Raw genomic sequence first — 23,898 nt, 5'->3', positions numbered from 1 at the left:
ACACATGAAAAATCATAAAGGCTCCCTTTGAAAATACGGATACAGGGAATTATTCTGTGTTTTTTCCACCCATATCCTCACAGATTTTAGACCGTTTGGAACTGTAATGCGGACAAGCGACCAGACACGCCCGGAAACTCTGCTTGCAGCCGTGAACACATTTTTTACAGATATGGTTATACTGCCGCCTGCCGTTGTCACCCAGGAAGAACGCCCATTCCAGCCGCCATTTCTTGCTTCGGCTCATAGGCAGTCATGCTCCGGCACATCACGGCCGGGCTTCTTGCCCTCCGGTGGCTTATGCTCGGCACACTCCCGTTTGGCGTCCTCTAACCGCTCACGGATGGAAGGCTTCTCCGGCTTCGTCTGCTCCGCGTGTTCCTGCGCCTTCTCCAGTTCCTCGCCGCGTCTGCCGTTGTTGATAACGCCGTCGATCATGCCGTAGTCATCCTCCAGCGTCATTTCTGCCGTGCGGAGAGGATTGTCCTTTTCCGGCTGCTCCGCTGCCACGGCAAAGGCCCGTGTGCCGTTTCCCATGATAAGGTACTTTCTATCATCGGAAATATGGTGGACACCGTAACCGGCTGCCTCCATCTGCTCCCGGCTCATAGCCGTCACCTGAAAGCTGCCCCTCGGTGTCTGCACACGTTCGCCAGTTTCAAAACGGTCTGGAAGAAAAGCGAGGTCTTGTTTCTCTGCCGGGACAGGGAGAACGACGATATTGCCATTGATCTGCATAAATCGTTCCGGCGTTTTGAACTGTTCCGTGTATTTCTGAATCAGTTCCGGGGACAGGGACGCAAAATCTTCCTCACCAAGTCCAACCACCAGGAAAGTCCCTGCTACGATATCATAAATTTCTCCATTTTCATCCCGCAGCCCACGGTTCAGATTAAGCCCGATGAGCTTTCCTTCATCATTGCAAACCAGCGCCACCGGGTCAGAATAGGGATAAGTTGCGCCAATGTCTCCGCCGACCTCCGCCTGCAGGGAATGAAGATCGGGGTCGATCTCCTTCACATAGGGTTCCTTCATAGGCTCCACTACAAGCACAGTCATCTTTTCCGAGGCAACCTTCTCCGCAGCGGCCAGCATTTCATCCGCATGGGACTTCTCCGGCTTATCCAAAGCGGCTTTGACCTCCGCTGGGTCAAAATCAAGAAATTCCTCATAGCCCGTGGCATCCTTGAACTTTTCAATCTCCGAAGGAAGATAGTCCTCCTGCGTCTGCCCCAGTGCCGCCAGCTTTTCATCCAGAGCGGAAATGCGCCCTGCCATCAGGTTTTCGTAAAGTTCTTCCTTTGCGGCGTGTGCCTCCGGGTGCTCCGCTGCATACTGCGGATCGTTCTGACGGAAAAACTCGTCCATGTCAAAGGCTATATCCATAGCCCACTCGGATTTTTCTTCTTCGGGAAGATCGTCCTGAAAGGTCATCACCCGGTACTCGTCGGGGATACTGCCGCGCTCACCGTCGTAATACTCATGGAAACTGTCACCCGTATCACGCACATAGCCCTGATTCGTGAAGGTGCCGTTTTCCTCCAACGCAACGTCCCGGCCGTAGGCCTCATAGTCGATGTAATTCTGCAAATGCTCTGGCACCTGCATAACGTCCAGTTCTTCGATGTAATAGCGGCCCAGATCGTCATAGTCATGGATATCGGGGTAAACCTCATAGCAATCCAGATTCTCGGTGAGGTTGATGATCTCCTGCAGGCTGCCGCAATGGTCGCCCATTTCCATACCGGCCTGAAACTGTGCGTATTCGCTTTCGCTCATTTCATCCAGCTTCGATGCCAGATAATTCAGCTCGTCCAGATTTTCATATTCACCCAGCTTACTGTAAAGACCGTCCACATAGCAATCATAGTCCGTGATGAACCATTCCTCATAGGGCTGGCCGAAGTCATCCTTCTGGCCAATCCCGATACGCTTAAACACTTCTTTCAATTCCTCGGCGGTGGTGGGAAACTTCACCCACTCGCCCACAAGCTCGCCCTCATTGTACTTCCCAAGATTGGTGATAAAGGCGGCAAAGGGATAATCCTTGTCGTGATCGTAATATGGCATATCAGCACCTCCTTACAGCTCCGGCGCAGATTTTTCCTTATGGGGCTGCGCCTTGTTTTTCTCCGCACATTCCTTCTTGCCCTGTTCCAGCCGTTCCCGGATGGAAGGCTTTTTCTCCGGCTCCGCAGGGCGTTCATGGTTCCACTCGTCACCGGAGAGAGAAATGTATCCGTGTTCCGTAAAATGGCCCTGTTCCTCCTGCATGGCGTACTTGCCAAAAGGAACAGGGTCGATCGCTTTCAGAAGTTCTGGGGGCAGCAGCATATCCATGTGCTGCGCCAGATACCGCCACCCCAGATCATTCAGATCGTGGATATTGGGCTCAAATACGAAATAGTCGATGTTGTCCGCAAACTCCTTGAACTGCTCCGGTGCTGTCAGCTTGAAGGGCGAGGCCTGCACCGCCGCCAGCAGCTCCCGGTCCTCCGGGGAGAGGGCAGCCACCGCCGCCCTCACTTCGGGCAAATGTTCAAAAGTCTTATTTTCTGCCATTGACACCTTCCTTTCTTTTCGGAAATTCCAGTTTGAAGTTGATGTATTTGCCACCCGTGTCATCCAAGATCACCGCAGCGTCATAAGCAGCCTGTTTCTTTTCAGACCACATACCCTTGACATTGGTGCGGCCTTTTTTCAGAAGGTCCGCCGCCATCTTCTTTGTCAGCTCCTTCTTGCGGCTCGTCCAGAAGCGGTCATTTTTCCAGAGGACGAAACCGCAGGACCGATCCGAACACGCAAAGTTCTTCTTGCCCTCATAAACCGGCTGGCCGCAGCGGGGGCAGGTACCGATCCCTTCCTTCTCCGGGGCAAACAGCTTTTTGCCATCCTCGGAAATGCAGGAATAGGTGGACACGATCTCTTGAACCATCGTGCGAATACCGCCCATGAAGGTATCCGGGTCAGCATTGCCCTTTGCGATCTCCGTCAATTTCTGTTCCCATTCCGCTGTCAGTATGGGAGAGGTCAGCGGCTCCGGCAGGACCGTGACAAGGTTGATACCGGCTTTTGTGGGGATCAGGCTCTTGCCCTTGCGCTCCACAAATCCGGCTGCCACCAGCTTTTCGATGATAGCCGCCCTGGTCGCGGGCGTGCCAAGCCCTTTTCGCTCCGCTTCGTCGGGAATGTCGTCCTTGCCTGCATTCTCCATAGCGGACAGGAGGGTATCTTCGGTGTAGGGCTTCGGCGGCTGGGTGAAATGCTCGGTGACAGCAACCTCTGCGCCGTCAAAAGTCTGCCCTTCGGTGAAGTCCGGGAGCGTGCCGCCGTCCCCATCCGCAGGCTTTTCCTTCAAGAAGGCACGGAAAATGCGGTCGATCTCCCGCCAGCCTTCGGAGAGGTTTCGCTTGCCCTTTGCGGTGAAGGAATGGCCACCGCAGTCAAAGGCAGCCGTGACCTCCTCATACACATACGGCTCCGCCGACGCACACAGCAGCTTGCAGCAGACCAACAGCAGAAGGTTTCGTTCACCAACGGGGAGCAATTTCAAATCCGCTTTTTCAATCTCCATAGTCGGGATGATAGCATGGTGGTCAGATACATCCTTGTCGGAGATCATGGTCTCCACCAGCGGGAAGAAGTTTGTGCAGCCATCAAAAGGTGGCAGTTTCGCCGCCAGGTGGATCACGCAGGAAGCCGTTTCTGCCATGTCGGAGGTCAGATACCGGCTGTCCGTGCGGGGATAGGTCAGCAGCTTCTTTTCGTAGAGGCTCTGTGCGTAATCTAAGGTCTGCTTTGCCGTGTATCCGAACAGGCGGTTTGCCTCCCTCTGCAAGGTGGTGAGATCATAGAGCTTCGGCGGCTGTTCTTTCTTCTGTTCCTTCGTGACAGAGGTACAGGTGACGGCCGCACCCTTGCACATGACCGCTGCCTGTTCCGCCTCCGTTGGATCGGTGAACTTTTCCGACACCGCCTCGGTTCCATCCAGCGTCAGACGCAGCAAATGATATTTTTCCTTGTGAAACAGCGTGATCTTTGCGTCACGCTCCGCCAGCATTGCCAGTGTGGGGGTCTGAACACGGCCCACATTCAAGGTGCGGTGATAGAGAACGGAGAAAAGGCGCGTGGCGTTGATCCCCACCAGCCAATCCGCTTTCTGGCGGCAGAGGGCAGATTGATACAGGGCTTCATAATCGGCGCCGGGGCGCAGGTCAGAAAAGCCCTCCCGGATAGCGCTGTCCTCCATCGAGGAAATCCAAAGACGGAGGACCGGCTTGCGGCAACCAGCCATTTCATACATCAGACGGAAGATCAGCTCGCCTTCACGCCCAGCGTCACAGGCATTGACGATGGTATCCACATCGGAGCGGTCCATCAGGGCACGGAGATTTTCAAAAGCATCCTCCTTGCCCGGTGCCAGCACATAGCGGAACGGCTCCGGCAGAATGGGAAGATCGTCATAACGCCATTTCTTGAAACGCTCGTCATAGCCGCCCGCATCCATCGGGGATACCAAGTGCCCCACGCACCAAGATACAAGAAGGCCATTGCCCTCATAAAAGCCGTCGGCCCTGGATGAAGCACCCAGGGCCGATGCGATAGATTTTGCCACACTCGGTTTTTCTGCGATAATCAGTTTACTCATTCTTTTCCTCCGTTTCCTCGTCCTCGGTCAAATATTCTTCTTCATCCCCCAGGTCGAAATCATCCAGATCAGCGGGAACTTTCTTTCCCTGCTTCGGTTTCAGCACCAGGAAATAGACTGCCGCGCCGCCTCCGGCTGCAAGAATCAGCAGCACCGCCAGGATTGCCCCGGCATTGCTTTTCTTTTCGGGTTCCGGATTCTCCGGTTCGGTGGGCTCCGCAGCTTTCTGTTCCGTGCCAACACATTCACTAAGGTTCTTTACGCAGACCGGGCAAGCGGTATTGACCGCTCTGGCCTGGCACTTCTCCGTACAGGTGCAGACAATAGGTGTTTCCGCCTTTTCTCCATCCTCCGTAAGCGCCATGAGGTCGGCTTCATCCACCTGGTTCAGAAAATGCACGGTTTCCTCGCCCTCATCGTCACGGTCGATAATGAGATAGAACACATTGCCGTTCTTCGTTTCCACTGTAATAAACTGCTTGCCGCTGGCGGTCGGGCTGCCAATATCGTCAATCAGCGAAAGGTTCCCGTCCGGAGTCAAGGCGACACCGCCATTCAAACCGCCGCCCAGCATCCCCAGCAGATTTTCCAGCGTTTCCGTGTCCAGAGAGAAAGAACCTTCCCCGGAACCAGCCTCGCCGTCACTTACCGTCATGTAGCCGGAATAGACATAGCCGACCTTTTCCGGCAGGATGACTTTCAGCCAGTCGCCATCCGTTCCGATCACCTTCACGGTCGTTCCGTTGGGAATCTGGGTGAAGGCGGTATAATCCATTCCCGCACCCGTGCGGACATTCAGATTGCCGCCGCCCGTGGTGACGGTGCCGGTCTGCCCAGAGTCATTTTCGCCGGAACTGAACTGGATACCATCCTCGGTGACGGATACCGTGACCTGGCTGCCTGCCAGAGCGGAAAGCAGATCAGAAACATCCCCGACCGTTTCCTGTTCGGTCACGGATTCCGTGCTTTCCTCGCCGCCGCTGGCAAAGGCGGTGATAGAAAAAGCGGCAGTGCTGAGCACCACCGCCAAAAGAGCCGATACCATTTTTGTCATAAAGTTATGCTTCATCCTCGTATCCCTCCGTTTCCTCATTCTCGGTGTTGCCCTCCTGCAGCATACCTTCCGGCAGGGAGATCATACCGCTGGCATAGGCTTTCAGGAAGGCGGTCAGTTCCTTGTTATCCATCTTCACGGCTTTCACCATGCGGACGATTTCCAGATTTTCTTCCTCCGCAAGCTGGGCCTCCAGCGTACGAAGGCGTTTCTGCTGCTCCGCGATCTTTTCTTTGGTTTTCGCAATGTCATTGCGGATCTTCTGTGTCGTTGCCATAAATCAAATTACCTCCATATCGTTTTTTAGTTGTAGGGTGGTCGCCCGAAAGCGTAAAAGTGGGATTGCCAGTAGCTTGTGTTGATATCTGCATACTGGATGGGGTCGCCGCAGTGCAGCATTTTTCCACCGCCCACATAGATACCCACATGGGAAACGCCCGGTGTATCGTAAGTACCGACGAAAAAGATCAGGTCGCCGGGTCTTGCGTTGGCAGAGGATACCGGGGTGGAAATATTGTAAAGTCCTTGCGCCCCAAGCCGTCCTGTATTGCAGACGCCGCTTTGCGTCAGCGCCCAGGATACGAAGCCGGAGCAATCAAAAGAAGTGTTCGGATTGCTGCCGCCCCAGACATAGGGATAGCCGATGTACTTCTCCGCCTCGGTAATGAGCGCTGCAAAGGTTTCATCTTCCCGTGCGGAAGGCGGGATATCATAGGTGGTGGGTGGTTTGGTGTACTTGTCTACATAGCCGGAGCCTGGGAACAAATCTTCCCGGTTTCCCAGCGTTGCCATATAGACCGCGTACAAGGAAAGTGTTTCCTCGTCCATGATGTAGACCGGCACATGGGAAAGGTCGAAGTTTTCCAGCCTCACCTTGCAGATATAGTAGTTGTACGGTACTTCCACGTCATAGTCATTTCCCTCGCTGTCTGTCCGTGTCTCCGTCCGATAGCGTACCTCCACTTCCACGGTCTGCGTCAGGATGTACTGCTTTTCAAAGAGCATTTGCAGTTCCTCCTGAACCTCATCGATGGTAAACACCCCTTCATGGAACGCCGTGAGAATGGAGATCAGCACATAAGGGTCATGCTCGATCTCATCCAGATCAAAACGGTATTCGTCATATCTGGGGTGCAGAGTCTCATAGTGGTCCAGCTCATATTGAAGCTCCTGCTCCAGTTCACAGTAGGCCGCCTCTGCAGCCAGCATATCCGCATCCTCGGAGAGATAAGAAGAAGTAAATACACCGCCCACACCGGAGCCTGCCATCATGGAACAGGAAGATACCCCGCCAAACAGCAGGGCAACACAGGCGCCAATGCCGATCACCAACAGCACCGCCCGGCTATGGTGTTTGATGTAGAGGAATGTTTCCTTGAAGGCGTCCTTTGCTTTCTGCGCCGCACTTTTCGCCGTGGCCGCTGTGTTCTTTGCGGTTTTCTCCGCCTGTCGCAGCTCCTTTGCATAGTTCCGCTTGATCCGCTGTTTCTGCAGAAAGCGGGATACCGGGTTAGAAGCCGCCAATGCAGGATCATCATGCAGAGCCTTTTGATAAAGGTACTCGGCGTTTGCCTTGACCGAAGCCTGCTCTGCCTTTGCCGCGTCACGCCAGGGCTTTGTGCGGTGATGGTGGATGGCGGCACGGACTTTACCTTTTCCGTAGGCAAACCCGCGTTCCGTCAACACCTCGCCTTTGTGTCCGGCCTCAACACCCACATTTTCCTGCTCTACTTCATGCACCTTCGCATGGGCGGCGTGGACGATCTCATGGATCGGTCGGGAAAGCGGATTGTGCCGCAGGCGTCCATTGGGGCGTTTCTCCACTTCTTCAAAGTGAAGCTGCGTTTTGCCTTTTCCGGCTGTCTCGTCAAAAACACGCTCGGTACGGAGAACTTTCTTTGTGGGGATAGCGGTCTTTGCCGCGTCCAGCCTGTCCGCCGCACGGTCGGAACGGTCGATGTACTTTCCAAGTACGGGATCGGCACGTTCTTCCTCGGTAAATTGCAGGCGGGAGGACGGGCGCTGCCTTGCGGCAGAACCATCCCGCACCGCCTGGGTGTCAGCCTTTTCCGCCTTTCGTGCGCTTTTCTTCTCATGGTGTTCCGCCGCACGCAGGGCAAGGTCAGCCGCAGCGCCAGCGGATTCTTCCGAAGAAGCGGACAGCTCCGTTTCCGGCTCCCGGCTGCTGATATGTTTCACCTCGCCTGTGGCAAGGTTTTCCGATACCGCACCGTCACGGGTCATTTTCTGCGTGATCTTATCGGTTGTTTTCAGTTCCCTCATAGGCAGTCACCTTCCTTTCCATAGGGGCAGAAGTCACCGCAGGTGCCATTCTCGATCATGGCGATATAGCGGAAAATGGGATATGCCTGGGGCGGGCAGACCGCATTTCCCAAGGTTTTCAACCGCAGCGCCCGGTCATCCATGCGCTCGGTCATGCGGGGGATTCCTTCCGGCTCGGCGGCCCAGAGGATACGTCCGTCCATCCTTTCGGGAAGCCCATGAGCCATTCCACCCAATCCGGGTTCAGTGCTGCCGTTTCGGACACCGGCCGCTCCTGGGAGATGATCTGCGCCGACAGGTTCCCGTCCTTCTTCGTCGGATCGAAGGCCGATGGCTTCAAGGTCGAGCGGAAACCGTCCGACGCCACCGGGGTCAGATAGAATACCGCCGCCGACAGGCTGAGGCTCCAGATCGCCCCGTTTCGGTTCCTCTTGCGGAATATCCCATTGTCCGACAGGAACACATCCAGGCTTGCCGCGTCCCTGGCGGTGTTGTTGTCGGAGGCAAGGGGTGTGGGAAACATCAGCCGCGACGATAAAAGTTCGCTGGCGCTCATGCCATGCGCCGACGCCGCAAGCCGGAAATACGAATGGGAGAACAGCGTATCCCGCTTTTGCCAGGTCAAAGATCGTTTTGTCGAGCCCCATATTGATGAAGCCAGCAACATTTTCCCCAAGCACCCAACGGGGCCGCAGCTCGGTAATAACGCGGCACATTTCCGGCCACAGGTAGCGTTCATCCGCAAAGCCCTTCCGTTTTCCGGCGGTGGAGAAGGGCTGACAGGGAAAGCCGCCTGAGATAACGGTAACTGTTTCAAGTCCTGTTTTTTCAAAAAACGCCTCCTTCGTGAAAGTAGTAATATCCCGGAACCTGGGAACATCCGGCCATCGTGCGGAGAGGACGGAGTGCGGAAAATCCGCCCACTCACACTGGCAGACGGTTTCAAACCCGGCAGCCTCCGCCGCCAGGTCCAGACCGCCAATGCCGGAAAACAGGCTCACATGGGTCAGTTTATTCATGGTTCTTCGGCGCACGGAACGGTTCGATCTCACTTTCCAGCTCCGCAAGGACCGCCTCCATATCCGCCGTGACCGCCTTGCTTCTGGCAATCAGCCGGTTCATCACATCAAAGAAGGTTTCACCTTCCTGCTTTTCTTCCGTATGCAAATAGCGGGGATCATTCATGTTCGTTTTCTCCTTTCCCGGTTTCACCAAGTTTTGTTGTCATAATGCTGTAAAGCTCGTTGTCCTTCGGGAAGTCATCCACAAAAGGCAGGATCACATTGCCGAAGAAGATCAGCCCCTCGCCGGGGCCTGCGTTGCTGATATGCGCCGCCTGCTGGTTGGAGATATTCAGGCGCTCGCAGAGGATTTTCCTGTCTCCGCTGGCCTGGTTCAGAAGGTACACAAAATCGCTGTTTTCAAAGATGTTCTCGATCTCCGGGGAGGAAAGCAGGTCCTTAATGTTCTGCGTGATCCCCGTGGGGATACCGCCCCATTTGCGAAAGCGTTTCCAAATCTCTACACTCCAGGAACCAACCTCGCCCCGCAGCAGAAGGTGGAACTCGTCCACGAAGTACCAGGTGGATTTGCCCTGATCCCGGTTTTGGGAAACACGGTTCCACACCTGATCCTGGATCACCAGCATACCCAGGCTTTTGAGCTGCTTTCCCAGCTCCTTGATATCGAAGCAGACAATACGGTTGTTGATATCCACATTGGTACGGTGGTTAAAAACATTCAGACTGCCATGCACATACAGTTCCAGTGCCGCCGCGATCCGCTGTGCCTCCGGCTCCGGCTGCCGCTTGATCTCGTCATACAAATCTTCCAACAGCGGCATATTCTCCGGGCGGGGGTCTGCGATATAGGGGCGATATACGATCCGCACGGCACGGTCAATGACCGTCTTTTCCACCGGGTCCAGACCGTTCCGGCCACCTGCCGCCAGTTCGCAGAACGACAAGATAAAGTCAGATTTCAACGCCAGCGGGTTATCATCCTCGCTGTAATTGAGGTTGATATCCATAGGGTTCACATACTGTGTACTGGTAGGTGAGATTTTGATGACCTGGCCTTCCAGACGGTTCACCAGCGGAAAATATTCTGCCTCCGGGTCGCAGATCAAGATATCGTCCTTTGTATTCAGGAACACACCCACGATGGAACGCTTTGCTGAAAAACTCTTGCCGCTGCCGGGCGTACCTAAGATCATGCCGTTGGGCGTTTTCAGCTTTTTGCGGTCAGCAAGGATCATGTTGCCGGAAGTGGCATTGAGCCCGTAGTAGAGAGCTTCGCCGCCGTGGAAAATCTCCTGCGTGGTGAAAGGAACGAACACCGCCACCGCCGAAGTGGTAAGCCCACGCTGTATCTTAATGCGGTTGACACCCAGGGGCAGAGCCGACACGAAGCCGTCCTCCTGCTGGAAGTCCAGCCGCACCAGGGAGCAGTTATATTTCTGCGCCACGCTTGCCGCACGGAGAAGGTCATTCTCCAGCTTTTGCTTGCTGTCCGCAAAGTTCACCACCAGGAAGGTCATCAGGAACATTCGCTCATTTCTGCTTTGCAGATCACGGAGTATATTCTTTGCCTCGCCTGCGTAGGTGGCAAGGTCAGTGGGGATGATATCCATATCGAAACCTTCCCGCACCGCCTTTTTCTGTGCGTCGATCTTCATACTGTCAATGTCGGTGATCTTCCGCTTGACCGTTTTGATTGCCTCGTTCTGATCCATGCTGCGGATATGGAGGCTGACAAGCAGCCCGTTGTCCGTATCCAGCAGTTCGGTGAGCATACGGTCATCCATTTCCGGTGCGCTGATCTGCAGAAAGGACACGGCACAGAATTTATCCGCCATCGTGAACTTCCTTGCTTCACCGAAGCGGAAAGAAGAAGGTGCGATAAAATCCTGGACCGACAGGCCGGAAGGGGCAAGCCAGCTCCATTCAAAGGCAAACCGTTCCCCGTCCGGGTGCAGGATGCCGTGGAGCATTTCCAGCCACTCCTTGCCGCCAAGCTCCTTTGCCAGAGCACCCATGACCTTGAAATGGTTGAGGGCGTCCATGACGATCCGGGAAAGTCGTGCCCGTGCGGTTTTGCTGTCCCGTGCCTCGATGGTGAGGGTCAGGTACTTTGTTTTGATAAGACCGTTGTTGCCCCGTTCAAGCTGCTTGCGGAGCATTTGCGTGTAAAGCTCACGGATATGGTCGAAGTGATCTCCCTGCGCCGCGATCTCGATACGCTTTACAAAATCCTCCCGGTTCATGCGGCGGCTCACAAGGGAGAGCTGCATCCCGATAGAAGCGTCATGGGCGTTATACATATCGCAGAGGGCTTCAAAAATCGCTGTTTGATCGTCAGGTTTCGCAAGCTGATAATTCACATCCTCGAACTCGATACACTTCGACCAGGTGTGATCGTCCAGCTTGCACAGGCCGTCCGGGTACATCTGGCGGAACGGTAAGGTGTCCTGTGCAGAATGTACCTTGCCGTCGCCTCTGGCAGTTTCCAAGATACGGCTGATCTCACGCTTTTCTGCGGCGGTCAGCTTTACCGTGGGTTTTGCCGCCTGTCGTGCCTGCGGCTTTGGCTTTCGCTTTCTGAACAATGGCTTTCACCTCCTTTTCCGCCTGGGCCTGCCGCTCCAGGGCTACATAGAAATTGTTTGTCTGGTAAGGCCGCTCTTTCGTCCGCAGGAACATACAGCGGATGACCTGTCCGGCCACCACCTCCAGGGGTTGGCCGTGCCGCTCATACATGGCGAGCAGAAAGAACGGGAGCATGACGATAATCATGCAGAACGCGGCGGCGCTGTTGCTGGCCGTGCGTCTGAGCAAAAAGAAAAGCGGTACTCCGATGAGTGCCGCCGCTCCGAAACATATAAGCTGCCGTTTGGTAAGCCCAAACAGCACTTTGGATTTTACTTTTGTCAAATCCTTTGGAATGGTTACATACGCCAATTTATCAAGCCTCCTTAATGCGCTCCGAACAGGCTCTTAGAGAGGCTGCCGGTCTTGAACAGGGCGAAGCACAGCAGGACCGTGTAGCCCATGCAGGCCCATATCGCGCTTGAGATATTTCCGTCCGTGGCGATACTCTGTACCAAAACAGAGTAGATTCCCACGCACACCATGATTAGAAATGCCTGGAACGCCAATGCAAACAGGGATTTCAAGTAGTTCTGTCCTGTATGGCTCCAATCCCGGTTTGTCATAGTGGCAAGCGGAATCGGTCCAACGGAAGTTGTCAAATACACCTCGATCATGCGGCCGTAGATGACAAGCATGATACAGATGGAAAGGGCGTTCATGGTAAGTCCCACAAAAAGGGACTGGAACCACAGCCCGAACAGTTCTCCCGTGCCCAGGGCTTCAAGCTGCGCCTCCATATCCGTGATGACGCTGCTGATATCAATGGAGGTATTCCCGATGATGACGCCTGCGCTGCTGTTCACAACGCTTTGCCCGACATCGAAGATACCCATGACGATATTCCATGTGTTCGTCACAATGAGAACGGCACAGAAGGTCTTGAAAATCCACTTGAAGAACATCCAGGTGTCTACATCGTGCAGATTATTTTTCTCTGTCACAAGCTGGATCAGCTCATAACACATTACGAATGTCAGGATAACCCCGGCGATTGGAACGATCACCGTTTCAGAGAGGTTTCGGATCATAGAAAAGACGCCGCTGTTCCATGCCAGCGGCGTCTGTCCCACTTCACCGGCGATCTCGCCTACTTTGGTATTGACCGTATCGAACATGCCCGACAGGTTTCCCGTGATTCCCTCGATGAGCAGCCCTCGGAGCCATTCATCGAGTTTGTCGAGTATGCCGCCCATAAGCGATCACCGCCGGACGATCAACCGAACAGGCCGGAGAGCAGAGGGACAAGTGTGATGCCGATGAGGGCGACACCGCCGCCAGCCATCAACTGTTTTATCCCCAATTAGGTGTAAAACTCTGCTCGATGGCGGGCGGCGGCGTACAAAAAATCTATATGGTGTTTTTAAGAGAACCGTCCCGGCGGGACAGGTCAGGCAGTGACCTGTTCCACCTCCGGGATGGGTTTGAGATTAAAATGAATTTCGATAGAAATGTGTCTTGTTTTATCTTCGTCAATGCGCTCATGCACGACGATTTCTTTGATTAAGCGGTTGAGGGTGGCTGCGTCCAACTCTGTGATGTTGGCATATTCCTGAATGGCTTCCACCCATTGTTTTGCGTCATTGGCAAGCTGGACTTCATCGGACAGCCGCTTTCTGCCCTCGGACACTTTTGTTTTAAGTTCCGTCTGCTCGGTCTGTGTCTTTTCCAGCATGGTGTTGAAGTTCTGCTCACTGATACGCCCTGCAATCATATCTTCATAAAGCCGCATTACCATTTTGTCCAGAACCTCAATCCGTTCCTCGTCCCTTGTAAGGGAGCGTTCCATTGCTTCCCGCTGTTCCCGCTGCTCGGCTTCACAGGTATTGGTCAGGCGGTCAGCAACCGCTTCCCCGTCCATCAGGGCAGCTCTGGCACATTCCCGGATTTTCCGCAGCACATGACTGTAAAGGGTGTCATAATCAATCCGGTGCTGGGTGCAGTGGTTCTTTCCAAAGGCATTGTAGGTCTTGCAGGAGTAAATCTGCTGGGGATGTTTTGCGTTTGTGTAGCGTACCGTCAGAGACTTCCCACACTCGCCGCATTTTATCAGTCCGGCAAACAGGCTGATTTCATTGGTCTGCCCCGGACGCTGGCGGGATTTCAGCTTGTTCTGCACAATGTCAAAGCTCATGCGGTCAATCAGCGGTTCATGCTGTCCTTCCACTACAATCCAGTCCTCCGGCTTCTTTTCCCCAATCGTGCCGATTTTGAAACGGTAGTCCTTTTTCTGGGAAGCAATCGCCCCAGTGTAAACGGGATTCATCAAAAGGTCTTTGATAACGGAAAAGTCCCACATATACCGCCCGTTTTCCGGGTCTTTCTTTTCCCATTTGGTGCGGGTATTGCGAAGCCCCCGTTCCCGGTTCCACCATGTGGGGCAGGGGATTTTTTCTTCCTCCAGCCGTCTGCGGATATAGTTCGGACCATGACCGTTCAGGGCATATCCGAAAATCAGCCGCACAATCGGGGCGGTTTCCTCGTCAATGAGCAGATGGTTTTTGTCCTCCGGGTCTTTCCGATACCCAAACGGGGCAAGACACCCGGTAAACTGTCCTTTCTGCGCTTTCAGAAGATAAGAGGAATGGACTTTCTTGGAAATATCCTTGCTGTACATCTCGTTCAGGATATTCTTGAACGGGGCGATGTCGTTGTTATCCCGCAGGGTGTCGATACCGTCATTCATGGCGATATAGCGGACACCGTTTCTTGGGAAAAAGTCCTCAATCAAATGCCCTGTTTGCAGATAATTACGCCCCAGTCGGCTGAGGTCTTTCGTGATGACAAGGTTGATTTGCCTGCGCTCAATGGCTCTCAACATTCTCTGTAAATCAGGACGCTCCATATTAAGACCTGTGAAGCCATCGTCCTGATAGACTGCCACAACCTCCCATCCCTGCTTTTCGCAGTATTTTTCCAGCATATCACGCTGGTTTGCGATACTGGCACTTTCGCCTTGCAGGTCATCGTCCTTTGACAGCCTGCAATAGACCGCCGCACGATAGCCCCCGGCAAGTGCTGAACCGATTGTTCTGTATTCCATTTCGTTCATCATAGCCATTTACCCACACAATCCAGACGGTATCTGGCTCTGTTGAACCTCATCTTCATTATACTTCAAATCTTTCTTTTTAGCAAGATATTCTTTTGTATTTGTTTTGCCGTATTTCTGGGAAATCAGGCTGACGAACACATCGGTGGCGTCCAGTTCCCCGTCAAATACGGTTGTCACTTCAATCTTGGTCTTATTTTTCGCCATAGGCAGTTATCCTCCATACATGAAAATAGCCAGACAGAGAACGGTCGGCAACGAAGTCCGGCAACGGGCTTCAAAAGACCTTGCAAACAATCTCAATCTGGCGTTGATTACTATTTATACTTTTCTTTTATTTTTCTGTTGTTTTGGTTGTCAGAGAGGGAAAAAGCCCGGAAATAAGGGATTTTCCCCGGCAACCGGCTCGGCAACGGGATAGCAACGAAGTCGGCAACGGGCTGTCATTTTCAGAATGGAAGCTCCATCTGCTCTGTGACCTCCACAAAACCGTCCATAGATTTTTCGGGCGGGTTGTCGGTGTCCGTTGCCGGGATTTCACGCTCCCAGCCCTTTTGTCTGCCGTATTCCGCAAACATCCTCGGATTGGAAAAGTAGTTCCACCCGGTAATGCACTGGTTCATTATCTCGTTGATTTCCCGGATTTCCCATTGCTTCGGCTCATCAAAGGTGTGGTTTAAGGCTTCCTTGTAGAGCTGCTTGGAGCAGACCGTTTCCCCGGTGTACTTATCAAGGTAAGCCTGTATCATCCCGGCTTTGGTGTCCTCCGGCATAAAATCCCGCTGGTGTTCTTTGAGATACCGCTGCATGGCTGGGCTGAATGACAGCTTGAACATGCCGCTTCGGTAAATCTCCATTGCTTCCGCCCACATCTGGCTGATATAGGCTCTGGAAGCGGCTTCGTCCTCCAAAATGTGAACCTCGGCTTGCTCCGGGTACACCATGACCGGGATAAATCGGCGGTTGCCGGAACGGTCAAGGGGGAGAAAGTCAAGGGCGTTGGAAGTGCCGCCGAACACGCATTGACGGGGGCGGTCTGCCGGGTGAGTTTCATAGGGAATTTTGTAAACCTCTTTCTGGCGGCTTAGAAAGGACTTGATTTCCTCAATGCTCTTGGCATTGGCGGTTGCCATCATTTCCGACATTTCAATTATCCAGTGACCTTGCAGCTTGCGGTACACGTTATCATCGTCCAGCTTCCGCAAATCATCGGAAAACCACTCGTCCCGGACTGCCAGCAGCCGGAAGAAGGTGGATTTGCCAGCCCCCTGACCGCCTACCAGACACAGCATGATTTCAAACTTGCTTCCGGGCTTAAATGCCCTTGTAATCGCCCCCAGCATGAACAGCTTCAAGGCTTCATAGGTGTAATCGTCCACATCAGCTCCCAGAAAGTGCCGCAGACAGAAGCGGATGCGCTCAGTCCCGTCCCATGCAAGGCTGTTCAGAAAATCCCGGATGGGGTGGTACTTATTCTCATTCGCCACAATCCCGATGGCGGTTTCAATCTTTTTCTCACTGGTAAGCCCGTAGGTTTCCTCCAGATAGAGAAGCAGATACTTCATGTCCGTATCGGTCAGGGCTGTGCTTTCTCTGTGAAAACCGATGGGCTTTATGATGTCCTTGCGGTCGGTCAGGATGTTGTAGGCGATTGCCCCGGCAAGCACAGGGTCACGCTGGAATACGGTCAGGCAGTTCCGTATGCTCTGGCGGACGCCGCCTTTCTCGGTGGTTTCCAGAGTTGCCTTTACTTCCTCAACGCTCTGGGGCGGCTGCATGGCGTTCATGGTGTTTTTTAGTTCTTGCTGCGTCTGCGGCTGCAAGCTCTGCCATTCGCTGTTCAAGCTGTATCACATCCTTTCCGTAGTCCATAATCAAAACCGCTTTTTCCTCTGTCTCCCCGAACAGCAGCACATCCAGCAGATATTCCACATGGGCTTGCTTCTGCAAGGCTTCCACGAACCGGGGATGAAACGCTTCCTCCGGGGAGTGCGGGGCATAGTCGGTTTTCCATACCCGTAAGAGGTGTAGATAATCGGCAAGGACACGGAAGCAATGTGCCTTTGCTTCCCGGAACTGTTCTTCCGGGGATTTCTGCCGGGGCTTGGGCTTCCTTGCCCTGCCCGGTGGCTTCCAGTCCTCATAGGCAAGCCCGAAGTCACTCGCCAACTGTGCGGCGGCTTCCTTTTTCCCCAGCCCGTACAGGGCAGCTACAAAATCAATCACATCCCCATCTGCACCACATCCGAAGCAGTGGAAACGCTTGTCCAGCTTCATGCTGGGGGTCTTATCGTTGTGGAACGGGCAGCAAGCCATCCCGTTTCTGTTTACCCGGATTCCGTAATGCTCCGCAGCCTGTCTTGTCGTAACGGACTGCTTCACAGCTTCAAATACATTCAAATCAATTCCTCCTTGTAAAAAAGAAAAGGCACTTATCATTCTCAATCTGAAAATGGCAAGTGCCTGTTAAAGTTCCATATCCTGTTGTTTGTGTTTCGTCTGCGCCGGGGCGTTTTTCTGTGCTTTCTTCTCGTCAGCCTTATCCTGCAAGACTTCTTTGAGGGGCTGCTTCTTGGGCGGCTCTTTGCTTTCCTCTGTGCCGGGTGTGGCTTTCCGTACCCAGTAGCGGATGTCCCGCAGCTTCTTCAAATCTTCCTGCACCTCGGTCAACGGTACTTTCAAGTCTGCGATTTCGCCCACAAGCTTCGCCTGTTCCTGCAAAAGCTCCTTTTTCGTGCTGTCCTTATCATCCGGGTGCTTGGCAAGGTAGGCACTGGCTTTCTCAAACCGGGCAACCTCCGGGTGTTCCAGCTTGAATTTTTCCTTAGTTTTCTTGAAAAATATCTTCTGGTATTTCTCATAAACGGGCTTACATTCCTTACAGTCCGTCCGGGCGGCAAGGATAGCGTCAATCACGTTGCTGCGGGTTTCCTTTGGCTTCATCTGCTTTCGGTAGTCGGCGGCAGATTTCCCGGACGTTTCTATAAAGTTTTCCAAATCCTCCACGGTGGAAAGTCCCTTTCTCTGAAGATAGGACAGGGCTTCGCTGACTGCCTTTAAGTCTTTGGAAGTTCCACGGTTTTGTCCCGCCCGTGTCCAGTCGCTCCGTTCTGCCTTTCGTACCTCCATGTACTTCATCAACAGATTGGGAAGAAATACCGCTTCCTCCGCAGCTTTTTCCGCAAGCAGTTCTTTTCGTTTTTCACTAAGCTCGATAATCCAGCCTTTGAGATTTTTAATAAGCTGCCGGATAGACTTCATCAGGCTGTTGGCGGCTTTGATTTCCCGGTTCAGATTTCCGATGTTGGTCTGAATCCCTCGCTTTTCCATCTGCCGGACAGCAGCACCCTCATGGACGGTAGGGATAATATCAAGCCCCTGTCTTTCATAAGAACGGAGATCCACCCGCTCCGGGCGGTTGTTGGCTTCCAGATAGCGGTTCTGGATGATCTCCCATTCATGCCGCCAGATTTCACAATACTTGCGGTCGTTCCAGTCAACCGTATCTTCCTTGTGACTTTTCCATCTGCCGGACGGAAGTTTTATCCGTTCCCCGTTCTCGTCAAGGTCATAAACCTTGCGGCTCTTGGGAAGCCATTTCCCATGTTCATCCATTGCCCGCATAGTCAGCATGACATGAGCGTGAGGGTTTCCGTCCCCTTTGTCATGGATGGCAAAATCCACGCACATTCCTTTGGAAACAAACTGCTGATTGCAGAAATCCCGGACAAGGGCGGCGTACTGGTCGGGCGGTATCTCTCTGGGGATGGTAAGCACCCACCGCCTTGCAAGCTGGGAATTCCATTGCTTCTCCACCGCTTCGGCGGCGTTCCATAAAGTATTGCGGTCTGCATACGACCGTGGGGCATTTGCCGGAAGCAAGATTTCATTGTGGACGATACCACGCTTTTCCGGGTAGTGCTTCACTTCCTGATCGTATCCACAGAACAGCTTTTCGCCGCTCTGGTAGGCAGCGGCGGCAACCGCAGACTGCTGTTGGCTTCGCTGCACAATCGAGATTTCGTTGTGTGGACAGGGCATTTCGTGTCCCTCCTTTCGGTAATTGGTGGATGGGGTGGCGTTTTACCACCTCATTTGGGGCAGAAAAAAAGCAGGAGACCTTTTCAGATTTCCTGCTCGGTGGTGCCGCCGGTGGGCGGCTGGTATTCAGTTTTGAAAGTTCGGGTCAGGGTGGCCCGATGATGAAATAAAATATCTGCATGAAGATTATTCAACTTCTTTTAGTAATTCTTCAACAGAAATACCGTAAAGTTTTGCAAGTGCAAAAAGATTTGATGTGGAAGGGTCGGATGTTCCATTTTCCCATTTTGAAACAGCCTGCCTGCTAACACCAATCGTTTCAGCAACAAATTCCTGCGTCATTTTGCACTGTGTTCTGTGTACTTTGAGTGCTTCACCCAACGATTTCCTCACTACGGATTTTTCCTGCCGTACATCTTTTGAATGGATATATTTGAGTAATGCACGAACAATAAGGGTAAGCAAACCAACAAAGATACATAAGAAAATTATTCCAACGATTATCATAAATACGGTTACTTTCATTTGACCACCTCCTAATGTTGCTGTTGGCTTCATTTCTCTGTACGGATATATTTAAGCAATGCACGAATAACAAGGATAAGCAAGCCGACAAAGATACATGAGAAAACTATTCCGACTACAATCATAATGATGTTTACTAACATTTGGATGACCTCCTTTCTTTGTTGGCTTTATTCTATCTGAATTACCGTGTTGCTACCACCAACTATCAAGCAATTATCAGTTGCATATCGGTTGCACAATGATAGCGTTCTGTTTTTTGACCTTATTATACTAAATTACCGTAGATAAGGATAGCTCGACTGATAAAACTTGCTGGACGGGAACAGCTTGCAGCGCAAGGTGTTTCCGGGCGGCAAGTCCACAAAAGGGTAGCTGGCGACAGCCAGCGCAGGGGAAGCGTAGCGTCCCCTGTATGATTTGGAGCAGACCATGACTGCGGAAAATCACAGCCCTCCGGCGAGGAGCCTTCGGAGAACGCAATGCACCAACCTTTGGGTGGTGTATAATTGCGCCCTTAGTAAACTAAGGGGGTTCCGGCATCTCCCGTTCCAGCAGTTTTTTCAATAGTTCCTGCGTGTCCTGTCTGTGAAAAATGAGTTTCAACAACAGCATGACATCATCATCTGTCAGGCGTTCCGGCTCTTGCAGAAAACTTTCCAGCATACCGCCACGGGTACAGAGCCGGTGCGTCCGTTCCTTTCGGGTAAGCTGTTTCAACTGGTGCTGCAATGCCTTTTCATCATTGATGGCTTTCCGCAGTTTCTTTTCGCTTTTTTCCAACTCCCGATTGAGTTTTTCCAGCTTTGAGGTATCAGGCAAGGGCAGCGTCCTCCTTTCCCGGTATCAGCACATAAATCCGGTTTGGTTCTCCAATGCCCTGACGCACCCGCATGATAAGTCCGGCAGTTTCCAGTTCATTCAGAGAACGCTTGACCGTCATGGAGCTGCGGGACAGGACTGCGGCAATGGCTGTGACAGGGAAGCAGACAAAGAGGATTCCGTTCTCGTCCTCCTGCCCTTTGGAGAGCATAGCGTCCAGCATCCGGCAGTACATGACCTTTGCGGTGCTGCTGACTGGAAATCCTGTCAACGCTCTGGGAAAAGGCATACAGGGCGGCAATGGTGTGTCTATCGTCATAAATTCAAAATTCATTCTGTGTGTTCCTCCTTTTTCTTTGCTCGTTTGGATAAATAACAGGGGCAGTCAATCACAACCGCCCGGAAGCTCTGCTTGCACCCATGCTGGCATTTCCGGCATAATTCGTTGTAAGTGACACGCCCCCGGTCATTGAGGTAAAAGGAAAGCTCATACTTCCTCTTTTTGCTCATTCTCGGCATATTGCGCTTCCTCCCGTTTTAGTGTATGGTTTCGGGGCGATTTTCGGTAAAATTACAGCCATAGAGCCGCTTAAAATCTCCCGAAGTATCAGCGATAGGGTAGACTGTCCCCCTATCAGATTGTTGTGTTTCGGTATCATTTCGGTGTCAGTTCGCCAGTTCTCCCCGGTGTCGTTCCTCCCCTGAATCTCACAGCGGCGTATCGCTCCCTTTGGTACGCTCGTTTTGGTCAGGGTTCCTCCATATCCCTGCCAAAATTCATGGCGCTACATCGCCGGGGAAGCATATCCCACACAGGCTGGTCATTCGATTGGAATAATCCATCGATGAACTACCTGTATCATAGAACATTTTTGTGCCCTGTGCCGTATGTCCACAAAGTAGGAATTAAGGGTAAAAATCAGAAATTTCCACGATTACGGAAAGTGTGATATAATCCAGATAAGCGGCAGCAATGAAACCGTTGGAAAGGAGCGTGTGCCCATGAAAGGAGCAACAAGCATACAGGAACGCCTTTGGGAACTCCGCAAGGACAAAGGCTTAAATCTGGAAGAACTATCAAAACTAACGGGTATTTCTAAATCAGCCCTTGGCAGTTATGAAAAAGAAGATTTTAAGGAAATCAATCATGGCAACCTTATCACGCTGGCAGACTTCTATGGGGTTTCCGTCGATTATCTGCTGTGCCGGACAGAGAACAGGGAGCAGATCAACACGCCACTGACGGAGCTGCATTTGAACGATGAAATGGTTGCACTTCTGAAAAGCGGTCGGATCAACAACCGTCTGCTCTGCGAACTTGCCACCCATAAGGACTTTATCAAGTTTCTTGCGGACATTGAGATTTATGTGGATGGGATTGCCACCATGCAGATTCAAAACCTCAACACCCTTGTCGATACTGTCCGACATGAAATCATAGAACGGTATCGCCCTGGCGAAGATGACCCACATTTGAAAGTGCTGCAAGCCGCCCATATCAGTGATGATGAATATTTCAGCCACATGGTTCTGGATGACCTAAACCTGATTATCCGGGATATTCGGGAAACCCATAAAAAGGATAGTGAGAGTGCGCCCCAGACCACTGTTGCCAATGAACTGAAAGAAAATCTGGAAGCGGTCGAAAATTTCAAGGGCAGCCGTTTGGAAAAACTGGCAGTGCTTTACTGCAAGCAGCTCGGTATCAACTATAAAAATCTGTCAGATGAAGAATTTCGCTGGCTTATTCGGATTCTCCAAAAATCAAAGAAAACGGGAACGCCTATCAACCAGAGGAAAAAACGGTAAAGGAAAACCGCTGTTGCATGGTTTGTTGGATTCCATGTAGCAGCGGTTTGTGCTGTGGTTATTACTTCATTCGTTTTCTTAATATTCGGCGATAATTTGTTTCTCCCTTTGGTGCGTCCTGTATAATTTCCAACACACCATCTTCAAGCATTTTATCAATGCGATTGGAAATCCATACATCACTAATTCCAAGTTGATATTTTCCTAAAACATTACCTATGACAATAGCCATTTTGAATTGCTCTGGCTGTTCCGCAATTTCACGAAGAATGAAACTATCATATATATCTTCTGAAACGCTTTGCAATTTACCATTTAACATTGCACGCAAAGGTGCATTTTCATTTTGAAGTTGATTCCATTTCATAGCACAAGCTGAAAGAAATACAGGATTAGCTTTCTCTTGTAGAGTTATATAGTTTCCCCATTCGCCAGGAGAGACCTCGCCCCATGCTATTTTGGATGTCATAGTATTTTCTTTTCCATATTCCCATGTAGGTAACTTAACCAAATAAATTGTTGTCTGGCAGTTTAAGGGTTGAAGTTGTTTCATAAGCCAATACATACCACAAAGCTCATCTGGATTATAGCTATACCAAATGCGAATTTCTTCCCCAGCTACATATCGTTCAATCACTGAGGTCAATGTAGTTTTAATTTTCTGTATTTTTTCTTCAACCTGATAATCTAAATCCTCTACAAAGCAGACAGACAGCATTTTCTTGAAAACATTTTTCCGCTGTTCGCCAATTCCATTATCAGAAATATCTCCCACACTAAGAGCCATATCAAAACAATAAACATCACAGCTCTTGCCTCCCAATGGAATAGCATTCTCCCAAGCAATGCGTTCTTGTTCCTGTGCTTGAAGCTGTGCTTTTTTCATTTCATCTGAAGATGGAACACTCCCGTCTTCATGCCTCATAAATATTGAAACAGCACTTCCTCTATACTTTCCCTTGCCGTAAGTTTGGGCAATTTTCAAACTTCCACAGGCACTTTCACCAAATACAATTTCAATCATCTTATATACCTCCGATTTAATTGCTCCCGTTATGAATAAATCATCTCATGCAAAACAATTTCTTCTGCCCGGTTATGAATGTTATTGCAACGCTGCACCCATTCCATTTGGTGGGTACGCTTCAATTCCTCGGTTACGCCCTCGGCAGTTTTCATCTGCTCCATGATGGTGTCTAACCGTTCCTGTGCCTGTTCGTTCAGGTCTGCAAGATATGTCCACAATTCCCCGGTCAGTATCAATGTATTCAATCTGGCTGGGTGGACTTCCCTTAAATATTCCCGGTGCATCCGTCCGTACTTTCCGATAGGGCGGTGTTCCTCCGGCAGTTTCAAGTCCGGGATGTAATAATCTCCGACAAGGATATAATCAATTCCGTTTTCCGTTATTCTTGGTTTCAATTCGCTCATGTTCCTTACCTCCTGTGGAAGCAGGCTCGTCTGGTACTAACTCAATCACATCGGTAATCTCACAATTCAGCGTTTCGCAGATACGGGCTAATGTATCCATGCTGATGTGCTTTCCCTCTTTGCTCATGTTGGCAATCATATTTGTTGTCATACCAGCGGCAAGCCTTAAATCCTCTTTTCTCATATCACGCTCTAACAGTGTGTGCCAGAGTGGCTTATAGCTGATGTGCATATTGTTTTCCTGCCTTTCTATCTATACCACCGGGGCGGCTGCCCCGGCAGGAACTTTTCTCTTATTATAGCACCAATCTTGTGAAATCACAATTTATTCTTGTAGCCTGCCGCTGATACCGTCTGGATTGTGCTTTTCCTTTCGTTTTTTGTTCCAACTAATTAGCCATGAACTGTTTCATACCCTGGCTTTTTACTTATGTGTGATAAAGAAGCAATAGAAGTGTAAAAAATTTTGCCGTTCCTATCCGGCACTTAGCTCTTGTGTCGGATAGGTTGGGCGGTTATTCGGGCAAGTCCACCTTGCCAACAAAAGAATAATAAATCTCAATGTCCTGTCTGCGGGTCTTGTTCT

General features: G+C 51.5%; 24 protein-coding genes and 1 pseudogene. 1 reads left to right on the top strand and 24 read right to left on the bottom strand.

Annotated elements, in window-relative coordinates; translation table 11 throughout:
* Positions 1 to 243: 243 nt before the first annotated feature.
* The 21 genes and pseudogenes from C4885_RS05305 to C4885_RS05205 all read right to left on the bottom strand — a co-directional run bounded on the left by C4885_RS05305 (position 244) and on the right by C4885_RS05205 (position 20,591).
* A complete protein-coding gene (locus tag C4885_RS05305; protein WP_113999335.1) occupies positions 244 to 2,070 on the bottom strand; it encodes an antirestriction protein ArdA in 1,827 nt (608 codons plus the stop codon).
* A gap of 12 nt (positions 2,071 to 2,082) precedes the next feature.
* A complete protein-coding gene (locus tag C4885_RS05300; RefSeq protein WP_113999334.1) occupies positions 2,083 to 2,562 on the bottom strand; it encodes a hypothetical protein in 480 nt (159 codons plus the stop codon).
* Positions 2,549 to 4,648 (bottom strand): type IA DNA topoisomerase, encoded by a 2,100-nt coding sequence (locus C4885_RS05295; protein ID WP_113999333.1) that lies wholly within the window; start codon positions 4,646 to 4,648, stop codon positions 2,549 to 2,551. The genes C4885_RS05300 and C4885_RS05295 overlap by 14 nt, the downstream gene beginning before the upstream one ends.
* Positions 4,641 to 5,717 carry a CD1107 family mobile element protein gene (locus tag C4885_RS05290; RefSeq protein ID WP_113999332.1) on the bottom strand — a complete coding sequence of 359 codons (1,077 nt, stop codon included), beginning with the start codon at positions 5,715 to 5,717 and terminating at the stop codon, positions 4,641 to 4,643. Before C4885_RS05290 ends, C4885_RS05295 begins: the two co-directional genes overlap by 8 nt.
* Positions 5,707 to 5,979 (bottom strand): DUF4315 family protein, encoded by a 273-nt coding sequence (locus C4885_RS05285; RefSeq protein ID WP_113999331.1) that lies wholly within the window; start codon positions 5,977 to 5,979, stop codon positions 5,707 to 5,709. Before C4885_RS05285 ends, C4885_RS05290 begins: the two co-directional genes overlap by 11 nt.
* 26 nt (positions 5,980 to 6,005) lie before the next feature.
* Positions 6,006 to 7,985 carry a C40 family peptidase gene (locus C4885_RS05280; RefSeq protein WP_113999330.1) on the bottom strand — a complete coding sequence of 660 codons (1,980 nt, stop codon included), beginning with the start codon at positions 7,983 to 7,985 and terminating at the stop codon, positions 6,006 to 6,008.
* The gene (locus C4885_RS05275; RefSeq protein ID WP_113999329.1) at positions 7,982 to 9,004 is read right to left on the bottom strand and encodes a DNA cytosine methyltransferase; all 1,023 of its coding nucleotides are present in this window, start codon (positions 9,002 to 9,004) and stop codon (positions 7,982 to 7,984) included. The genes C4885_RS05280 and C4885_RS05275 overlap by 4 nt, the downstream gene beginning before the upstream one ends.
* Positions 8,997 to 9,170: a hypothetical protein gene (locus C4885_RS16640; protein WP_199488081.1), complete on the bottom strand. Its 174-nt coding sequence runs from the start codon at positions 9,168 to 9,170 to the stop codon at positions 8,997 to 8,999. The genes C4885_RS05275 and C4885_RS16640 overlap by 8 nt, the downstream gene beginning before the upstream one ends.
* The gene (locus C4885_RS05270; protein ID WP_199488080.1) at positions 9,163 to 11,592 is read right to left on the bottom strand and encodes a VirB4-like conjugal transfer ATPase, CD1110 family; all 2,430 of its coding nucleotides are present in this window, start codon (positions 11,590 to 11,592) and stop codon (positions 9,163 to 9,165) included. The genes C4885_RS16640 and C4885_RS05270 overlap by 8 nt, the downstream gene beginning before the upstream one ends.
* Positions 11,510 to 11,944, bottom strand: a complete 435-nt coding sequence (locus tag C4885_RS05265) for a PrgI family protein (protein WP_113999328.1) — start codon at positions 11,942 to 11,944, stop codon at positions 11,510 to 11,512. The genes C4885_RS05270 and C4885_RS05265 overlap by 83 nt, the downstream gene beginning before the upstream one ends.
* A 14-nt stretch (positions 11,945 to 11,958) precedes the next feature.
* Positions 11,959 to 12,828: a VirB6/TrbL-like conjugal transfer protein, CD1112 family gene (locus tag C4885_RS05260; RefSeq protein ID WP_113999327.1), complete on the bottom strand. Its 870-nt coding sequence runs from the start codon at positions 12,826 to 12,828 to the stop codon at positions 11,959 to 11,961.
* A 20-nt stretch (positions 12,829 to 12,848) separates the two neighbouring features.
* Positions 12,849 to 12,932, bottom strand: a pseudogene (locus C4885_RS05255) (Maff2 family mobile element protein); the annotation flags it as partial.
* Positions 12,933 to 13,022: 90 nt separating this feature from the next.
* Entirely contained in the window at positions 13,023 to 14,693 is a 1,671-nt protein-coding gene (locus C4885_RS05250; protein ID WP_112121894.1) for a recombinase family protein, read from the bottom strand.
* A complete protein-coding gene (locus C4885_RS05245) occupies positions 14,694 to 14,891 on the bottom strand; it encodes a hypothetical protein (protein ID WP_002595176.1) in 198 nt (65 codons plus the stop codon). It lies immediately after the preceding gene.
* Between the two features lie 242 nt (positions 14,892 to 15,133).
* The gene (locus tag C4885_RS05235) at positions 15,134 to 16,471 is read right to left on the bottom strand and encodes a virulence-associated E family protein (RefSeq protein WP_008394605.1); all 1,338 of its coding nucleotides are present in this window, start codon (positions 16,469 to 16,471) and stop codon (positions 15,134 to 15,136) included.
* A complete protein-coding gene (locus tag C4885_RS05230) occupies positions 16,440 to 17,084 on the bottom strand; it encodes a CHC2 zinc finger domain-containing protein (RefSeq protein WP_025544160.1) in 645 nt (214 codons plus the stop codon). Before C4885_RS05230 ends, C4885_RS05235 begins: the two co-directional genes overlap by 32 nt.
* 66 nt (positions 17,085 to 17,150) lie before the next feature.
* Entirely contained in the window at positions 17,151 to 18,725 is a 1,575-nt protein-coding gene (gene mobQ, locus C4885_RS05225; RefSeq protein ID WP_008394607.1) for a MobQ family relaxase, read from the bottom strand.
* A gap of 186 nt (positions 18,726 to 18,911) precedes the next feature.
* The gene (locus C4885_RS05220; protein WP_003509323.1) at positions 18,912 to 19,250 is read right to left on the bottom strand and encodes a helix-turn-helix domain-containing protein; all 339 of its coding nucleotides are present in this window, start codon (positions 19,248 to 19,250) and stop codon (positions 18,912 to 18,914) included.
* A gap of 525 nt (positions 19,251 to 19,775) precedes the next feature.
* Positions 19,776 to 20,072, bottom strand: a complete 297-nt coding sequence (locus C4885_RS05215) for a DUF3847 domain-containing protein (RefSeq protein WP_005927679.1) — start codon at positions 20,070 to 20,072, stop codon at positions 19,776 to 19,778.
* Positions 20,065 to 20,406 (bottom strand): DeoR family transcriptional regulator, encoded by a 342-nt coding sequence (locus C4885_RS05210; protein WP_005927681.1) that lies wholly within the window; start codon positions 20,404 to 20,406, stop codon positions 20,065 to 20,067. The genes C4885_RS05215 and C4885_RS05210 overlap by 8 nt, the downstream gene beginning before the upstream one ends.
* Positions 20,403 to 20,591, bottom strand: a complete 189-nt coding sequence (locus tag C4885_RS05205; RefSeq protein WP_005927683.1) for a hypothetical protein — start codon at positions 20,589 to 20,591, stop codon at positions 20,403 to 20,405. The genes C4885_RS05210 and C4885_RS05205 overlap by 4 nt, the downstream gene beginning before the upstream one ends.
* Before the next feature lie 483 nt (positions 20,592 to 21,074).
* Here C4885_RS05205 and C4885_RS05195 point away from each other — a divergent pair, with 483 nt between their 5' ends.
* Entirely contained in the window at positions 21,075 to 21,881 is an 807-nt protein-coding gene (locus tag C4885_RS05195) for a helix-turn-helix domain-containing protein (RefSeq protein ID WP_005924756.1), read from the top strand.
* A 61-nt stretch (positions 21,882 to 21,942) separates the two neighbouring features.
* On the opposite strand, the gene C4885_RS05190 is transcribed toward C4885_RS05195, so the two are convergent.
* Genes C4885_RS05190 through C4885_RS05180 form a run of 3 tightly spaced genes read right to left on the bottom strand, consistent with a single transcriptional unit; the run spans position 21,943 to position 23,544 of the window.
* Entirely contained in the window at positions 21,943 to 22,905 is a 963-nt protein-coding gene (locus tag C4885_RS05190; protein WP_005927687.1) for a DUF3658 domain-containing protein, read from the bottom strand.
* 29 nt (positions 22,906 to 22,934) lie between these two features.
* Positions 22,935 to 23,312: a TnpV protein gene (locus tag C4885_RS05185; RefSeq protein WP_005927690.1), complete on the bottom strand. Its 378-nt coding sequence runs from the start codon at positions 23,310 to 23,312 to the stop codon at positions 22,935 to 22,937.
* Complete coding sequence (locus C4885_RS05180) at positions 23,272 to 23,544, bottom strand: helix-turn-helix transcriptional regulator (RefSeq protein WP_002593556.1); 273 nt, start codon at positions 23,542 to 23,544, stop codon at positions 23,272 to 23,274. The genes C4885_RS05185 and C4885_RS05180 overlap by 41 nt, the downstream gene beginning before the upstream one ends.
* Positions 23,545 to 23,898 lie beyond the last annotated feature (354 nt).

Source organism: Subdoligranulum sp. APC924/74 (genome assembly GCF_003324125.1).
GTDB lineage: Bacteria > Bacillota > Clostridia > Oscillospirales > Ruminococcaceae > Gemmiger > Gemmiger qucibialis.
This window is presented reverse-complemented; position numbering and strand designations above follow the sequence as displayed.

Bases quoted from the DNA above. Each gene is read 5' to 3' on its own strand.
- C4885_RS05220 (WP_003509323.1), bottom strand. From the start codon at position 19,250: ATGAAAGTAACCGTATTTATGATAATCGTTGGAATAATTTTCTTATGT.
- C4885_RS16640 (WP_199488081.1), bottom strand. From the start codon at position 9,170: ATGAATGATCCCCGCTATTTGCATACGGAAGAAAAGCAGGAAGGTGAA.
- C4885_RS05290 (WP_113999332.1), bottom strand. From the start codon at position 5,717: ATGAAGCATAACTTTATGACAAAAATGGTATCGGCTCTTTTGGCGGTG.
- C4885_RS05295 (WP_113999333.1), bottom strand. From the start codon at position 4,648: ATGAGTAAACTGATTATCGCAGAAAAACCGAGTGTGGCAAAATCTATC.
- mobQ (WP_008394607.1), bottom strand. From the start codon at position 18,725: ATGCCCTGTCCACACAACGAAATCTCGATTGTGCAGCGAAGCCAACAG.
- C4885_RS05275 (WP_113999329.1), bottom strand. From the start codon at position 9,004: ATGAATAAACTGACCCATGTGAGCCTGTTTTCCGGCATTGGCGGTCTG.
- C4885_RS05300 (WP_113999334.1), bottom strand. From the start codon at position 2,562: ATGGCAGAAAATAAGACTTTTGAACATTTGCCCGAAGTGAGGGCGGCG.
- C4885_RS05180 (WP_002593556.1), bottom strand. From the start codon at position 23,544: ATGCACATCAGCTATAAGCCACTCTGGCACACACTGTTAGAGCGTGAT.
- C4885_RS05305 (WP_113999335.1), bottom strand. From the start codon at position 2,070: ATGCCATATTACGATCACGACAAGGATTATCCCTTTGCCGCCTTTATC.
- C4885_RS05195 (WP_005924756.1), top strand. From the start codon at position 21,075: ATGAAAGGAGCAACAAGCATACAGGAACGCCTTTGGGAACTCCGCAAG.
- C4885_RS05260 (WP_113999327.1), bottom strand. From the start codon at position 12,828: ATGGGCGGCATACTCGACAAACTCGATGAATGGCTCCGAGGGCTGCTC.
- C4885_RS05280 (WP_113999330.1), bottom strand. From the start codon at position 7,985: ATGAGGGAACTGAAAACAACCGATAAGATCACGCAGAAAATGACCCGT.
- C4885_RS05250 (WP_112121894.1), bottom strand. From the start codon at position 14,693: ATGGCTATGATGAACGAAATGGAATACAGAACAATCGGTTCAGCACTT.
- C4885_RS05190 (WP_005927687.1), bottom strand. From the start codon at position 22,905: ATGATTGAAATTGTATTTGGTGAAAGTGCCTGTGGAAGTTTGAAAATT.
- C4885_RS05235 (WP_008394605.1), bottom strand. From the start codon at position 16,471: ATGAACGCCATGCAGCCGCCCCAGAGCGTTGAGGAAGTAAAGGCAACT.
- C4885_RS05185 (WP_005927690.1), bottom strand. From the start codon at position 23,312: ATGAGCGAATTGAAACCAAGAATAACGGAAAACGGAATTGATTATATC.
- C4885_RS05245 (WP_002595176.1), bottom strand. From the start codon at position 14,891: ATGGCGAAAAATAAGACCAAGATTGAAGTGACAACCGTATTTGACGGG.
- C4885_RS05210 (WP_005927681.1), bottom strand. From the start codon at position 20,406: ATGAATTTTGAATTTATGACGATAGACACACCATTGCCGCCCTGTATG.
- C4885_RS05205 (WP_005927683.1), bottom strand. From the start codon at position 20,591: ATGCCGAGAATGAGCAAAAAGAGGAAGTATGAGCTTTCCTTTTACCTC.
- C4885_RS05285 (WP_113999331.1), bottom strand. From the start codon at position 5,979: ATGGCAACGACACAGAAGATCCGCAATGACATTGCGAAAACCAAAGAA.